The sequence below is a fragment of the Altererythrobacter sp. Z27 genome (assembly GCF_052683155.1).
The window spans coordinates 220,599-234,420 of the sequence record NZ_JBQYMC010000001.1 but is presented as its reverse complement, the minus strand read 5'-3'; the positions used below and the strand labels follow the sequence as shown (position 1 = coordinate 234,420).

Below are 13,822 nucleotides of genomic sequence, written 5' to 3'. Positions count from 1 at the left end.
GCAATCATGGCCGAATTCACATTCTACACTGTCGCGATGAGCCGCGGACAGATCGCACGCTGGGCGCTGCACGAGGCCGGGGCGGATTACGAACAGCAGGTTTTCACCTGGGAAACGCGCCCGGCCACTTTCAGCGACATCAACCCGATGAACAAGGTGCCTGCACTGGTGCACCACCATGGCGGGCATGACCATGTCGTGACCGAATGCGCGGCGATCTGCCACTATCTCGCCGAGACCCATCCCGATGCCGGGCTGCTGCCTGCCGCGCATGAGAAGGCGGCCTATTTCCGCTGGTTGTTCTTTGCGGCGGGGCCGCTCGAGCAGGCGGTGGTGGCGCGGGCAATGGGCTGGGAAGTGCCCGAAGGGCGAAGCGGCATGGCCGGGTTCGGATCATTCGAGCTGACGCTCGATGCAGTGGACGGCTGGCTCTCCGCAAACGATTATGCCGCGGGGCGCCGCTTCACCATGGCCGACGTCTATCTGGGCAGCCAGTTCATCTGGGGCCTGCGCTTTGGCTCGATCCCCGAACGGCCCAGCTTCCGCGCCTATGTCGATCGGCTCGTACAGCGCCCCAAATATCTCGAAGGACTGGCAATCGATCAGGCGCTGATCGAAGAAGCCGCCGAAGGAGCCTGAACCATGCCGCGTACGATCAAAGGCGCCGTATTCGTTTCCCTCGACGGGGTAATACAGGCGCCGGGGGGACCAGCCGAAGACACCACTGGCGGCTTTGACCAGGGCGGCTGGGTGTTCAAGGTTGGCGACGAGGGAATAGGTGCGACGCTAGGCCCCCTGTTTTCCGGCGATTTCAGCCTGCTGCTCGGCCGGCGGACCTATGACATCTTCGCCGCATACTGGCCCTATGTCGGCGACGCGGATGGCGGCATGGGCGAACTGTTCACGAGGATCGACAAGTTCGTCCTGACGAGAGGTGACCAGCCGCTCGAATGGGAGAACAGCCACCGGCTGGGCGGGGTCGATGATGTCGCGAAGCTGAAAGAGACTGATGGTCCCGACCTGCTGATCCAGGGATCGAGTACGCTCTATCCTGCACTTCTCGCTCAAGGCCTAATCGATGAGCTGACCGTGATGACTTTTCCTTTGGTCCTGGGATCGGGCAAGCGCCTGTTCGGCGACGGTACGCCAGCAGCCATGCTCGCGGTCACCGACCACCGCGTAACCGACAAGGGTACGATTATCACTACCTATCGCCCTGATGGGCCTTTGCCGCCCTACCCCGCAGATGCGCCGGGTCAGAGTTCGAGCAAGCGTGAGGCAGACCGTCAACGGAGAATGGCAGAAGGAAGCTGGTAGGGCCGAGAACTCACCCGATCGCGTTCGACTTGCGCAGTAGCTGATAGGCTTCGACCACGCTGTTGAGGCGGCTTTCGAACTTGCGATCACCGCCGTTCCGATCCGGGTGATAGCGCCTGACCAGTTCCGAATAGCGCTGGCGCAGCCGCTTGCGGTCGGTGTCGAGCCCCAGCCCCATGGTGTCGAGCGCGCGCGCTTCCTCGCGGCTGAAGCGTCCGTCCATGGCCATTTGGGCCTCGCGCTGGGTGCGGCTCTTGATCCCGTTGGCCCGCGCGCTGATCGCATCGAGCGGATCGTCATAATCGGCCCAGCGCGGCATGCCGTCGACCCCTGCAGCCAGGCGGAAGCTGGGGCTTTCGGTGCGCCAACCGCTGGCAGGCGATTGCGCATCGAGGATTTCTTCCGCGCTCATCCCATCGAACCAGTCGTAATCCGAATTGAATTCGCGCACATGCTCAAGGCAGAACCAGCGATATTCGCCCGGCCCGTCGAAACCGCTCGGGCGATAGCCGGGCGCGCGGAACTCGCCCGCTTCCCTGCAGGCCGGATGTTCGCACACCCGCCCGCTGTCGTCATACCGCCCATGAAACCTTGATTGCGTCACTCGCATTAGGATGGGCATGGACAGATCGAAAAGGAACCCCCAAATTCACCCGATGAGCATACCGGTAGCACAGGAAATCGAAACCTTGCTGCGCGCGGCCTTTGCGCCCACGCAGCTTGACGTAATCAACGACAGCGCAAAGCATCATGGCCATTCGGGCGATGACGGCAGCGGCGAATCCCACTTCACCGTGGTGATCGAAAGCGCGGCCTTCGCGGGCGTGTCGCGGCTGCAGCGCCAGCGGATGGTCAATGCCGCATTGGGCGACATTCCCGGCCAGCGCGTACATGCCATGGCGATAAGGGCTTCCGCACCCGGAGAGTGACATGATCGAGCAAATCATCACGCCAACCACGCATGACCTTGGGCAATTCGAGGTCCGGCGCGTTTTGCCGAAGCGTGAGCGGACGATGGTTGGCCCCTTCATCTTCGTCGACGAATTCGGCCCCGGCCAGCTCGATATCGGCAAGGGCATGGACGTGCGACCGCACCCGCATATCAACCTTGCGACGGTCACCTGGCTGTTTGAAGGCGCGATCGACCATCGCGACAGTGTAGGCAGCTTCTCCACCATTCGCCCCGGCCAGGTGAATTTGATGACCGCGGGCCGCGGCATCGTCCATTCGGAACGCAGCCCTGCAGAGGAACGCGCGACGGGGCCGAAGCTCTACGGCATGCAGACCTGGCTGGCCCTGCCCGACGGGCGCGAGGAGATCGATCCCGCGTTCGAAGCGGTGAAGGACCTGCCCATCGTCGAAGACCAATGCGCAAGGGCTGTGGTCATCATGGGCGAGCTGTGGGGCAAGCGCGCCGCGACCACCACCTATGCCGACACGATCTATGCCGAGATCGTGCTCGCGCCGTCAGGCTCGTTGCCGATCGAGATCAGCGCCGACGAACGCGCAGTGATGCTGGTGGGCGGCGAAGCCTCGGTCGACGGGCAGGCGCTCGGGCTCTACGAGCTGAGTGTGCTCGCCCCCGGCCGCAACATGACGCTTTCGAGCGAACGCGGCGGGCGCATCATGCTGCTTGGCGGAGAGGCTTTCACCACTCCGCGCCATGCATGGTGGAACTTCGTAAGCTCCAGCCGCGCTCGCATAAGGCAGGCCCGCGAGGACTGGGATGCCGGGCGATTCCCAAAAGTGCCGGGTGACGAGGATGAGTGGATCCGGATACCTGAGCAACCATTGACGCGCAGCGACTGAACTTTCGCGAGCAGGGAGAGCGACCAGCATGGATTTCAACGGCAAGGTAGTGTGGATCACCGGCGCATCCTCGGGAATCGGCGCGGCGCTGGCGCGCGAATGGGCGAAGCGCGGCGCGCATCTGGTGCTGTCGGGCCGCGACGAAGAGCGCCTTGCCGAAGTGGCGAAGGATTGCGGCGAAACGCTCGTCCTCCCCTTCGATGTTCGCGACGAAGCGGCGCTGGCCGAGGCGACCGAAAAGGCGCTGGCATGGAAAGGCCATGTCGATATCGCCGTCGCCAATGCCGGCGTCTCGCAGCGCAGCCCCGCGCTCAAGACCGCCATGAGCGTCTATCGCGAGATCATCGACATCGACCTGACCGCGCAGATCGCCTTCACGCAGGGGCTGATCGCCCACATGGCCGGGCGCGGATCGGGCGCGCTGCTGTTCATTTCCTCGATCGCAGGCAAGGTCGGCGTTCCGATGCGCACCGCCTATTGCGCGGCCAAGTTCGGCCTTGCTGGCTATGCCGACGCCTTGCGCGCGGAACTGAGCCAGAAGGGGGTGAGCGTGCATGTGATTTTCCCCGGCTCGATCGCAACCGATGTCAGCCGCAACGCGCTGACTGCCGATGGCACCAGGCGCGGGCGCAGCGACAAGGCGATTGAGGAAGGCATTCGGCCGGCGGATGCTGCCAATACGATGATCGACGCGGTCGCTTCGGGACAGCGCGAAATCATCGTCGCCGAAGGCATGGAACAGGCGATGGGCGAGATGCGCCGCACTCCCGACCAGCTGTTCGACCAGATCGCCGCCATGGTCGCCGCGGGCTATATCGAGAAGATGGAAGCCGAGGGGTGAAATTGCAGCAAAAGCGGGTCACGCTCGCCAATGGGATCGAGCTTGACGTGGTCGATGATGGGCCCCGCAATGCACCCGCGCTGATCTTCCTTCACGGCTTCCCGGAAAGCCACCGCACATGGCGCCACCAGATCGCCCATTTCTCGGGCATCTATCGCTGCATCGCGCCCGACCAGCGCGGCTATCGCGGGTCGTCCAAGCCGCAAGGGGTGGAATCCTATTCGCCCGACAAGCTGATCGGCGACATCTTCCTGCTGGCCGACGCGCTGGGCGTCGGGAAGTTCACCATCGTGGGGCACGATTGGGGTGGAGCGATCGCCTGGGGCGTAGCGATTGGCGGGCAGCATAGCCGCGTGACCCGCGCCGTGATCGCCAATGCGCCGCATCCGGCGGTGTTCCAGCACCTGCTCTACACCAACCGCACCCAGCGCTTGGCGAGCCAGTATATCCGCGAATTCCGCGACCCGGCCAATGACGCGATGCTGCGCGAACAGGGGCTGACAGGCCTGCTGCTCAAGACCATGGAACTCGACCGGCCTTCCTCGATGGAACCGGAAGAGCGCGCCGCGCTGCTCGACGACTGGAAGAATGCAGAGGCCGCCATCGGCATGCTCAATTACTACCGGGCCAGCCCCATGGTCGTTCCGGCGATGGACGAGCCCTTCGAACTGCCCGAAGGCTGGGCTCCGCCTGCGCTGCCGAAACTCACCATTCCTACGCTGGTGATCTGGGCGCTGGACGATTTTGCCCTGCCGCCTGAAAACATCGAAGGCATCGAAGAAATGATCGATCCGCTGACCTTGGTCAAAGTGCCTGGCTGCGGGCATTTCGTGCCGTGGGAAGCGCCCGACAGGGTCAACGCCGCGATGGAAGAATTCCTCGCCGCGACCAGCTAACCCGCCTTCCATTCGATATCCGCGCCATGCGCATGCGCGCGGGCGAGCAGCACTTCCTCCTCGCCGCCGGGCCAATAGCGCACCCGCAATTCGTGGCGGTGGAGCGTGCGGTTCGCCTCCAGCGCCACCCATGCCAGCGGCGCATCGGGCGTGGCGCGCGCGCCAGCGGCCTCCATCGCGGCAATTACCCGCGCCTGCTGGTCCCCGGGCACATATTGCCACACGATCGAATGCATCAGTACCCGCGTGGTGCCGGGGGCCTGCGGCTTGGCCAGCTCGGCCTCGACGAAATCTGCCGCATTCATGTTCACGAGATCGGGCGCGCGCTGCTTCGCCGCCGCAATCGCCGCTTCCATTCTCTCGAAGCGGATTGTGTGCTCGGGCCAGATATAGGCCTTGAGCCGCAGCGCCTGCGCCGGATCGGTCAGATCCACCGGCGCGACGTCGCAGCCTTTGAGCGAAGCGAAGGCAAACGCATGGTCTGGCGGCGGCGGCCCCTTCCATTCGGGAGCGAAGCGCATCGCGGCCTCGTTCGGCCCGACGAGGACCCCGCCCAGATCGTAGCGATAGCGGTCGATCATCAAATTGATTCCGGCGCTCGAACCGATCTCCAGGCATTCGAAACACGCAGGCAGGCCCCGATCCGCCAGCCACAGCATCGCTGCTATGAAATTGCTCGATCGCCCCGCTTCGTTGGTCTGCGGCGGCCCGTCGAGCCACGGCATCAGCCGCGCCTCATGGGTGCGGATCACCTCGGCGACGATCGCTGCATCGTTGGCAGGCGCTCCGCTATAGATCGGGCCAAGCTCGGGCGCTTCACCCGCCAGCTGCAGCGCGTGGATCCCGCCTGCCAACCGCAGCGGCAGCGCATCGGCCAGCGGCGCGCCCTGCCAGCACCGTACGCGTTCGAGCAGTGCGCCCTGCTGGTCGCTCTCGACCGCAGCCATGATCGCCGCGCAAACCCGCGCTGTGACCGGCGCGCCATTGGCTTCGCAATAGGCGATTTGGTTGGCGAAGGCGGTGCGCACCGCGTCTTCCCCAGTCACGCCCATGTCGACGAGCTCATACTTTGGCTTCTTGCCCGCATCGTCCATTTGCATTGCCCTTTCCGCGGCTAATCCTTAAGTGCCGCGGCGCAATGACAGACACCGTGGCCTCTCAGCTGACCTTCGCCATTCCGAAGGGGCGCATTCTCGACGAAGCGCTGCCGGTGATGGCGCTTGCCGGAGTGGTGCCGGAAGACGCGTTCCACGACAAGGGGAACCGCGCGCTGAGCTTTGCCACCAGCCGCCCCGACATGCGGCTGATCCGCGTGCGCGCCTTCGACGTCGCCACCTTCGTGGCGCATGGCGCTGCGCAGGTCGGCATCGTCGGGTCGGACGTGATCGAGGAATTCGACTACGCCGACCTTTACGCACCGGTCGATCTCGACATCGGCCACTGCCGCCTGTCGGTGGCGGTGCCGGTCGGCAGCGAGGGCCCTGCCCGCAGCGCCAGCCACCTGCGCGTGGCGACCAAATATCCGAACCTGACCCGCCGCCATTTCGAAGCGAAGGGTGTGCAGGCCGAATGCGTCAAGCTCAACGGCGCGATGGAGCTTGCCCCGTCGCTGGGCCTGGCGCGGCAGATCGTCGACCTCGTATCGACCGGGCGCACGCTTAAGGACAACGGGCTGGTCGAAACCGACCGCATCCTCGACATTTCGGCGCGGCTGATCGTCAACCGCGCTGCGCTCAAGACCGATCCGCGCGTCGCCGAACTGGTCGCAGCTTTCCGCCGCGTGACCGAGGAAGGGGCAAGCGCCTGATGTTGCAGCTCGCCACCTCCGACGCAGATTTCGCCGCACGGTTCGACGCGCTGGTCGATGCGCGCCGCGAAAGCGACAGCGACGTTTCTGGGCAGGTCGCAGCGATCCTCGCCGATGTGAAGACGCGCGGCGATGCGGCGCTGGCAGAATATTCGCAGCGCTTCGACAGCTTTGCGCTGGCCGAGGAAGCCGACTGGAGTATTTCGGCGGAAGCCTGCCGTGCCGCCTATGAAGCGCTCGACAGCAACCTTCGCGACGCGCTCGAACTCGCAGCGGAACGCATCCGCGCCTATCACCGCGACCAATTGCCCGCGAACCGCGACTTCACCGATGCTGCGGGCGTGCGGCAGGGCGCGATCTGGCGACCGGTCGATGCTGCCGGGCTCTATGTGCCGGGCGGCAGGGCGGCCTATCCCTCCTCGCTGCTGATGAATGCGATCCCGGCCAAGGTGGCGGGCGTCGAGCGGCTGGTGGTCGTGACCCCCACCCCGCGCGGCAAGACCAACCCGCTCGTGCTTGCCGCGGCGCATATTGCGGGCGTCGACGAGATCTGGCGAGTCGGCGGCGCGCAGGCAGTTGCCGCGCTCGCCTATGGCACTGACCGCATCCGACCGGTCGACGTGATCACCGGCCCCGGCAATGCCTGGGTCGCAGAAGCCAAGCGCCAGCTCTATGGCGTGGTCGGCATCGACATGGTCGCCGGGCCCAGCGAAGTACTGGTGATCGCCGATGGCGACAACCGCGCCGACTGGATCGCCGCCGACCTGTTGAGCCAGGCCGAGCACGACCCCACGTCGCAATCGATCCTGATCACCGACAATGCCGGTTTTGCCGACGAGGTGGCCGCCGAGGTGGAAGCGCAGCTGGCCCAGCTCGCGACAACCGAAACCGCCACTGCCAGCTGGCAGGACAATGGCGCGATCATCGTGGTCGAAACGCTGGCCGAAGCTGCGCCGCTCGCGAACCGGCTGGCGGCGGAGCATGTCGAACTGGCAGTGACCGAACCCGAGCCTCTGCTCGGCGCGATCCGCCATGCCGGCAGCGTGTTCCTGGGCCGGATGACCCCCGAGGCCATCGGCGACTATGTCGCTGGCCCCAACCATGTCTTGCCGACAGGCCGCCGCGCGCGTTTCGCCAGCGGGCTTTCGGTGCTCGACTTCATGAAGCGCACCAGCTTCATCGCGCTCGACGAGGCTTCGCTCGGACGGGTCGGCCCGGCCGCGGTCGCGCTCGCCCATGCTGAAGGCCTGCCCGCGCATGCGAAATCCGTTGAATTGAGGCTCAAATGAATATCCCCCGTTCGCAAGCACGCTCCACCGCGCGGCTTTCCGCCGTGCAGGCACTCTACCAGCAGCAGATGGAAGGCACTCCGCTGGCGCGGCTGCTCAACGAGTTCCACCAGCACCGGCTGGGCATGGAAATCGACGACGAGCAATATGCCGAAGCCGAAGTCGATTTCTTCGACGACCTTGTGGCGGGCGTCGACGCGCGCCGCGAGGAAATTGACGGGCTACTCGCGGGCAAGCTGGCCGAAGGCTGGACGCTGGCGCGGCTCGACAAGACCATGCTGCAGATCCTGCGCAGCGGGGCCTATGAACTCGTCGCCCGCGCCGATGTGCCCACCGCGACTGCGATCGACGAATATGTCGATGTGGCGAAGGCCTTCTTCGATGACCGTGAAGCCAAATTCGTCAACGGCATTCTCGATGCGGTGGCGAAGGAAGTCAGGAACTGATTTTCTCTCACATCCGTCACCCTGAACTTGTTTCAGGGTCCATCTCTCCAATTGCGAAGATCGGTTTGGATGGCACAATGGATGCTGAGACGAGTTCAGCATGACGAGTGAAGCCAAATTTATCGAGGCGCTCAGGAAGCTCTTGCTCCACCCCGCAGCACGCGGGCTGGAAGACGATTGCGCAGTGCTTTCCATAGGCGGCGAAACGCTGGTCCTCACGCATGACATGATGGCGGAGGGGACGCATTTCCCGGTTGGCGCAGACATGGCCGACGTGGCGTGGAAGCTGGTCGCAGTGAACCTGTCCGACCTCGCCGCGAAAGGCGCAGAACCCATCGGCGTGCTGCTGGGCCACATGCTGGGCGAAGGCGACGAGCGCTTCCTCGAAGGGCTGGGAGAAGTCCTGCGCACCTATGCCGTGCCGTTGCTCGGCGGTGACACGATCCGGGGCACGGGCCGCAGCGAAGGCGCACGTGCTTTCGGGTTGACCGCAATCGGGCGCGCAACCCATGTTCCCGTGCCCGACCGGCGCGGAGCTCGGCCCGGCGATTCAGTCTATGTCACGGGAACGCTTGGCCGCGCCATGCTCGGCTTCGAGCAAGGGCAAGGCACTGGCGCATATGGCGAAGCCTATACCCGCCCGCGCCCCTTGCTTGGCGAAGGCCGCGCCCTCGCCCCGCAAGTGACCGCGATGATGGATATCTCCGACGGGTTGCTGCTCGACGCCTGGCGACTGGGCGAAGCCAGCAGAGTGACGCTGGCGCTGGATAGTGCACACTTTCCGGTGGCCGACCCTGCCCGGCGAGACGATTGCGTGCGCTGGGGCGACGATTACGAATTGCTCTTCGCCGCGCCTGCCGGGACCGCATTGCCGGTCGAGGCGACCCGGATCGGCACTGTCGCTGCCAGAGGGGCGAGCGCTCTGCTGGTCGATGGCAATCCGATGAGCCCGCAGGACGGGCTCGGCTACCGGCACTGAGCGCCCCTCTGCAAATTGGTGACAGCGATGGCCTAGGCCGATTCGCCCCTTGTCACTCGTGGTGAAGGCCCTATAGCCTCCGCCACAAACAGGTCCTGCGTCCGCAGGGCTGCAATTCCACGCATAAAAGAGGGGACTTTTCGTGGACCTAGTTCAGATTGCAATCGTGCTGGGACTTTTGGCCGTGCTCTACGGCTTCGTCACCAGCCGCCAGGTTCTCGGCGCTTCCGCCGGGAACGAGAAGATGCAGGAAATCGCTGCGGCGATCCAGGAGGGTGCGCAGGCTTACCTGAAGCGCCAGTACACCACCATCGCCTTCGTCGGCGTGGCGGTTGCCGTGCTGGTCGCCTATTTCCTCGGCACCGTTTCGGCCACCGGCTTCGTGATCGGCGCGATCCTGTCGGGCGTCGCGGGCTTCATCGGGATGAACATCTCGGTGCGCTCGAACGTCCGCACCGCGCAGGCCGCAAGCGAAGGGCTGCAGCAGGGCCTGACGCTCGCCTTCCGCGCCGGCGCAATCACCGGCCTGCTCGTGGCCGGCCTCGCGCTGCTCGCGATCGCAGTGTTCTACTGGTACCTCACCGGCCCAGGCGGCTACTCGGTCGGCGGTGAAGACCGCACCGTGGTCGATGGCCTCGTCGCTCTCGCTTTCGGCGCCTCGCTGATCTCGATCTTCGCACGCCTTGGCGGCGGCATCTTCACCAAGGCTGCCGACGTCGGCGCCGACCTCGTCGGCAAGGTCGAAGCGGGCATCCCCGAAGACGATCCGCGCAACCCCGCTGTGATCGCCGACAACGTGGGCGACAATGTGGGCGACTGCGCCGGCATGGCCGCCGACCTGTTCGAAACCTATGTCGTCACCGTCGGCGCCACCATGGTGCTGACCGCGCTGCTGCTGAAGGGCGCAGGCGACCTGCTGCCGAACCTGATGGCGCTTCCGCTGCTGATCGGCGGCGTGTGCATCGTCACTTCGATCATCGGTACCTATTTCGTCCGCCTCGGTGGCGGCAAGAACGTCATGGGCGCGATGTACAAGGGCTTCCTCGTCAGCGCAGTGCTGGCGATCCCGGCCATCTGGTTCTCGACCGACGTTGCCCTGGGCGGCCTCGCCACCAGCATCACCGTGGGCGAAACCGGCACCACCTTCACCGGCATGGACCTGTTCTGGTGCGCGCTGCTGGGCCTCGTCATCACCGGCCTGATCATCTGGATCACCGAGTATTACACCGGCACGGGCTTCCGTCCGGTGCGCTCGATCGCCAAGGCTTCGGAAACGGGCCACGGCACCAACGTGATCCAGGGCCTCGCCATTTCGCTTGAATCGACCGCACTGCCCACGATCGTGATCGTGGCGGGCATCGTCGTGGCTTACCAGCTCGCCGGCCTGATCGGCATTGCCTATGCTGCCACTGCCATGCTGGCGCTGGCGGGCATGGTCGTGGCGCTGGATGCATATGGTCCTGTCACCGACAATGCCGGCGGCATTGCCGAAATGGCTGGCCTAGATGACGCTGTGCGCGAAAAGACCGACCTGCTCGACGCTGTGGGCAACACCACCAAGGCCGTGACCAAGGGTTACGCAATCGGTTCGGCCGGCCTCGCCGCGCTGGTGTTGTTCGCTGCCTACACCACCGACCTTCGCGAGTTCTTCCCGAACCTGACGGTCGATTTCAGCCTTGAAAATCCCTACGTCATCGTCGGCCTGCTGCTCGGCGCCCTGCTCCCGTACCTGTTCGGTGCGATGGGCATGACCGCCGTGGGCCGCGCTGCGGGTGACGTGGTGATCGACGTGCGCGACCAGTTCAAGAGCAACCCCGGCATCATGACCTATGAGTCGAAGCCGGATTATGCCCGCACCGTCGACCTGGTGACCAAGGCCGCGATCAAGGAAATGATCATCCCGTCGCTGCTTCCGGTGCTTGCGCCGATCGTGGTGTATTTCGTGATCGCCGCGATCGCGGGTGAAGCCAACGGCTTCGCGGCGCTCGGCGCACTGCTGCTCGGCGTGATCGTCGGCGGCCTGTTCGTCGCGCTGTCGATGACGGCCGGCGGCGGTGCCTGGGACAACGCCAAGAAGTATATCGAAGACGGCAATCACGGCGGCAAGGGCTCTGAAGCCCACAAGGCAGCCGTGACCGGCGACACCGTGGGTGACCCGTACAAGGACACCGCGGGCCCGGCCGTGAACCCGATGATCAAGATCACCAACATTGTCGCGCTGCTGCTGCTCGCGGCTCTGGCTGGCGGTCACGCGATGTAATCGCTTACCCGCATTGACGGGACTGGAGAGCCCCGCTCGGCACTGCGCCGGGCGGGGCTTTCTTTTTGTGTGATCCTATAGCGAACCGACAGGTCGGGAATCACATCCCTCTCAAATTTGCCGCGTTGACCTTCGCTCACGCGCGCCGCAAGGGATGCGCCATGGCAGACGCACCTTCCGATCCCCCCACCCCCGAACGGCTCGTCGCCGGGCTGGTCAGGCTCCTCACGGTAGAGCCCGGCGCTCCGATGCATTTCACCGGCAAGCCGCAGAAGGGCGGTGTTGGCCGCGTGTTCGGCGGGCAGGTGATCGCCCAGGCGCTGCAGGCGGCGCAAGCGACCGTCGGGGACGGGAAGGAAGCGCATTCGCTCCACGCCTATTTCCTGCGCGGAGGCAAGGAAGGCCCGCCGATCAGCTACGAAGTCGCCGCCGATTTCGACGGGCGCAGCTTCGCCAACCGCCGTGTCGTCGCCAGCCAGATGGAGGAAGACGGCACCAGCCGCCCGATCCTCAACCTCACGGCCAGCTTCCAGCTGCCCGAGCCGGGGCTTGAACATGACGACTACATGATGCCCGACGTGCCAGGGCCGGAAGATTTGCGCAGCGACATGGAGCTGCGCCACGAATATGCCGAGAAGGCGGGGATCAGCGGCACGGCACGCGCGATGATGCTGCGCCCGCGCCCGATCGAGATGCGCACGACGGACAAGCTGCACTGGATGAATTCAGAGCCGCGCAAGCCCTGCGCGCACAGCTGGTTCAAGGCCGCCGCACCGCTGCCCGACGATCTGGCGCTACACCGCGCCATCATCGCCTATGCGAGCGATTTCACCCTGCTCGGCACCAGCGCGCTACCGCATGGCCTCAGCTGGATGCGCGGCGAACTGGTCGGCGCCAGCCTCGACCATGCGATCTGGTTCCACCGCCCTGCCCGCGCTGACGAATGGCTGCTCTACGCCACCGACGCTCCATGGAGCGGCGGCGGGCGCGGCTTCAACCGCGGGCGGATCTTCAACCGCGCTGGCGAGCTGGTCGCCAGCGTGGCTCAGGAAGGCATGATGCGGAAAAGGGTCAGGAAGGACTGACCTGACGTAAGCCCCGCGTTCGGGCCGAAGGCCCGCAAGCCCAAGCAGGCGCCCGCAGCGACGCGACCTTCAGGTAGCGTGAGCGAGGATAGCCGAGCGAGCGGACGCGAGCGCTGGCGCTTGAAGCCAAATCGTCAATGCGCGAGCAGGATCGGTAGCTTCGGATCCGTCAGCGCATTGCGCGTGACCCCGCCGACGAGGAATTCCGCCAGCCGCGAGTGGCCATAGGCGCCCATCACCATATAGCTGCAGTGGCGGATCGAAGCGGCGTCGACCAGCGTCTCGGCGACAGACTCGTCGCCTTGCGGGATTTCGACGAGTTCGGCCTGGATGCCATGGCGGCTGAGGTATTCGGCGCCTTCCACCGGCGGCAGATCATGCCGTTCACGCGGCTTCTTTTCCGCCACCGATGCGAGGTAGACCTTGCTCGCCTTGGCCAGCAGCGGCACCGCCGCGCGCAGCGCGACGCAAGCTTCGGTCGAGCCGTTCCATGCGACGAAGGCCGGCCCGCTCCAGTCGACCCGCTTCTGGTCCTTCGGCACCACCAGCACGGGCGTGCGCGAATGCAGCAGCAGGTCACCCACCATGCGCGAGGGACGCGGGCCTTCATCGCCAATGTCGTTGGGGCCAAGCACAACGACATCGTTGATCGCAGACTTTTCCAGCAGGCGGCTTTCAGCCATGCCGAACTGGAAGATATATTCCCACGGAACGTCTTCGTTCGAGAGGTCCGCTTCGACTTCCTTGCGCAAAGCCTCGGCATTCTCGCGGATCACCGGCATCGCGGCCGCCATGGCCGAACCGTAGAAATCGCCCGGCGCGAATATCTCGTAAGTCACCGACTGCAGGCAGGTGATATGCCCGCCGAATGCGCGCGCAAGGTCGAGCGCAGCCTGTGTGCGGGCCTCTAGCCCCGAATCGTCGTTGATGTGCAGCAAGATCGATTTCATGGCGCGTCTCTCCTTTCGCTTCGGCGAACCACTTCCCTATGACATGCAACCTACGCTTTCGGCGCATTGTTACATTGATCACGATCAATTTCGACCCGCGCCGCAGGTTAATCCCGCTGATTCAGGAATTCTACGCCCGTTCT

Annotated in this window: 15 protein-coding genes; 12 read left to right on the top strand and 3 right to left on the bottom strand. The window is 65.0% G+C overall.

Annotated features, from left to right (window positions below):
• Positions 1-6 precede the first annotated feature (6 nt).
• Positions 7-639 (top strand): glutathione S-transferase family protein, encoded by a 633-nt coding sequence (locus tag ACUJ47_RS01130; protein WP_445536638.1) that lies wholly within the window; start codon positions 7-9, stop codon positions 637-639.
• A gap of 3 nt (positions 640-642) precedes the next feature.
• Positions 643-1,317 carry a dihydrofolate reductase family protein gene (locus ACUJ47_RS01125; RefSeq protein ID WP_445536637.1) on the top strand — a complete coding sequence of 225 codons (675 nt, stop codon included), beginning with the start codon at positions 643-645 and terminating at the stop codon, positions 1,315-1,317.
• Between the two features lie 10 nt (positions 1,318-1,327).
• Here the strand turns inward: ACUJ47_RS01125 and ACUJ47_RS01120 are convergent, their stop codons facing one another.
• Complete coding sequence (locus ACUJ47_RS01120) at positions 1,328-1,921, bottom strand: J domain-containing protein (RefSeq protein ID WP_445536636.1); 594 nt, start codon at positions 1,919-1,921, stop codon at positions 1,328-1,330.
• Between the two features lie 52 nt (positions 1,922-1,973).
• On the opposite strand from ACUJ47_RS01120, the gene ACUJ47_RS01115 reads away from it, so the two are divergent.
• From ACUJ47_RS01115 to ACUJ47_RS01100, 4 genes are read left to right on the top strand one after another with little or no spacing between them, the layout of a single operon-like run.
• The gene (locus ACUJ47_RS01115; protein WP_445536635.1) at positions 1,974-2,246 is read left to right on the top strand and encodes a BolA family protein; all 273 of its coding nucleotides are present in this window, start codon (positions 1,974-1,976) and stop codon (positions 2,244-2,246) included.
• Between the two features lies 1 nt (position 2,247).
• On the top strand, positions 2,248-3,126 hold the full coding sequence (locus ACUJ47_RS01110) for a pirin family protein (protein WP_445536634.1): 879 nt from the start codon (positions 2,248-2,250) through the stop codon (positions 3,124-3,126).
• A 28-nt stretch (positions 3,127-3,154) separates the two neighbouring features.
• Complete coding sequence (locus ACUJ47_RS01105; RefSeq protein ID WP_445536633.1) at positions 3,155-3,967, top strand: SDR family NAD(P)-dependent oxidoreductase; 813 nt, start codon at positions 3,155-3,157, stop codon at positions 3,965-3,967.
• A gap of 2 nt (positions 3,968-3,969) precedes the next feature.
• A complete protein-coding gene (locus ACUJ47_RS01100; protein WP_445538833.1) occupies positions 3,970-4,863 on the top strand; it encodes an alpha/beta fold hydrolase in 894 nt (297 codons plus the stop codon).
• On the opposite strand, the gene ACUJ47_RS01095 is transcribed toward ACUJ47_RS01100, so the two are convergent.
• Entirely contained in the window at positions 4,860-5,957 is a 1,098-nt protein-coding gene (locus ACUJ47_RS01095) for a DUF2332 domain-containing protein (RefSeq protein ID WP_445536632.1), read from the bottom strand. The two genes, ACUJ47_RS01100 and ACUJ47_RS01095, sit on opposite strands and share 4 nt — an antisense overlap.
• A gap of 44 nt (positions 5,958-6,001) precedes the next feature.
• Here ACUJ47_RS01095 and hisG point away from each other — a divergent pair, with 44 nt between their 5' ends.
• The 6 genes from hisG to ACUJ47_RS01065 all read left to right on the top strand — a co-directional run bounded on the left by hisG (position 6,002) and on the right by ACUJ47_RS01065 (position 12,729).
• Entirely contained in the window at positions 6,002-6,670 is a 669-nt protein-coding gene (gene hisG / locus ACUJ47_RS01090; RefSeq protein ID WP_445536631.1) for an ATP phosphoribosyltransferase, read from the top strand.
• Complete coding sequence (gene hisD / locus ACUJ47_RS01085) at positions 6,670-7,959, top strand: histidinol dehydrogenase (protein ID WP_445536630.1); 1,290 nt, start codon at positions 6,670-6,672, stop codon at positions 7,957-7,959. The genes hisG and hisD overlap by 1 nt, the downstream gene beginning before the upstream one ends.
• Positions 7,956-8,405 carry a transcription antitermination factor NusB gene (gene nusB / locus ACUJ47_RS01080; protein WP_445536629.1) on the top strand — a complete coding sequence of 150 codons (450 nt, stop codon included), beginning with the start codon at positions 7,956-7,958 and terminating at the stop codon, positions 8,403-8,405. The genes hisD and nusB overlap by 4 nt, the downstream gene beginning before the upstream one ends.
• 100 nt (positions 8,406-8,505) lie before the next feature.
• Positions 8,506-9,384 (top strand): thiamine-phosphate kinase, encoded by an 879-nt coding sequence (gene thiL, locus ACUJ47_RS01075; protein ID WP_445536628.1) that lies wholly within the window; start codon positions 8,506-8,508, stop codon positions 9,382-9,384.
• A gap of 142 nt (positions 9,385-9,526) precedes the next feature.
• Positions 9,527-11,644, top strand: a complete 2,118-nt coding sequence (locus ACUJ47_RS01070) for a sodium-translocating pyrophosphatase (RefSeq protein ID WP_445536627.1) — start codon at positions 9,527-9,529, stop codon at positions 11,642-11,644.
• A gap of 161 nt (positions 11,645-11,805) precedes the next feature.
• Complete coding sequence (locus tag ACUJ47_RS01065) at positions 11,806-12,729, top strand: acyl-CoA thioesterase (RefSeq protein WP_445536626.1); 924 nt, start codon at positions 11,806-11,808, stop codon at positions 12,727-12,729.
• A 134-nt stretch (positions 12,730-12,863) separates the two neighbouring features.
• On the opposite strand, the gene ACUJ47_RS01060 is transcribed toward ACUJ47_RS01065, so the two are convergent.
• Positions 12,864-13,679: a universal stress protein gene (locus ACUJ47_RS01060; RefSeq protein ID WP_445536625.1), complete on the bottom strand. Its 816-nt coding sequence runs from the start codon at positions 13,677-13,679 to the stop codon at positions 12,864-12,866.
• Between the last annotated feature and the right edge of the window lie 143 nt (positions 13,680-13,822).

What these genes read in the sequence shown, in the direction of transcription:
- ACUJ47_RS01130 (WP_445536638.1), top strand. Translation starts at nt 7, where the DNA reads ATGGCCGAATTCACATTCTACACTGTCGCGATGAGCCGCGGACAGATC.
- ACUJ47_RS01125 (WP_445536637.1), top strand. Translation starts at nt 643, where the DNA reads ATGCCGCGTACGATCAAAGGCGCCGTATTCGTTTCCCTCGACGGGGTA.
- ACUJ47_RS01115 (WP_445536635.1), top strand. Translation starts at nt 1,974, where the DNA reads ATGAGCATACCGGTAGCACAGGAAATCGAAACCTTGCTGCGCGCGGCC.
- ACUJ47_RS01110 (WP_445536634.1), top strand. Translation starts at nt 2,248, where the DNA reads ATGATCGAGCAAATCATCACGCCAACCACGCATGACCTTGGGCAATTC.
- ACUJ47_RS01105 (WP_445536633.1), top strand. Translation starts at nt 3,155, where the DNA reads ATGGATTTCAACGGCAAGGTAGTGTGGATCACCGGCGCATCCTCGGGA.
- ACUJ47_RS01095 (WP_445536632.1), bottom strand. Translation starts at nt 5,957, where the DNA reads ATGGACGATGCGGGCAAGAAGCCAAAGTATGAGCTCGTCGACATGGGC.
- hisG (WP_445536631.1), top strand. Translation starts at nt 6,002, where the DNA reads ATGACAGACACCGTGGCCTCTCAGCTGACCTTCGCCATTCCGAAGGGG.
- hisD (WP_445536630.1), top strand. Translation starts at nt 6,670, where the DNA reads ATGTTGCAGCTCGCCACCTCCGACGCAGATTTCGCCGCACGGTTCGAC.
- nusB (WP_445536629.1), top strand. Translation starts at nt 7,956, where the DNA reads ATGAATATCCCCCGTTCGCAAGCACGCTCCACCGCGCGGCTTTCCGCC.
- thiL (WP_445536628.1), top strand. Translation starts at nt 8,506, where the DNA reads ATGACGAGTGAAGCCAAATTTATCGAGGCGCTCAGGAAGCTCTTGCTC.
- ACUJ47_RS01065 (WP_445536626.1), top strand. Translation starts at nt 11,806, where the DNA reads ATGGCAGACGCACCTTCCGATCCCCCCACCCCCGAACGGCTCGTCGCC.
- ACUJ47_RS01060 (WP_445536625.1), bottom strand. Translation starts at nt 13,679, where the DNA reads ATGAAATCGATCTTGCTGCACATCAACGACGATTCGGGGCTAGAGGCC.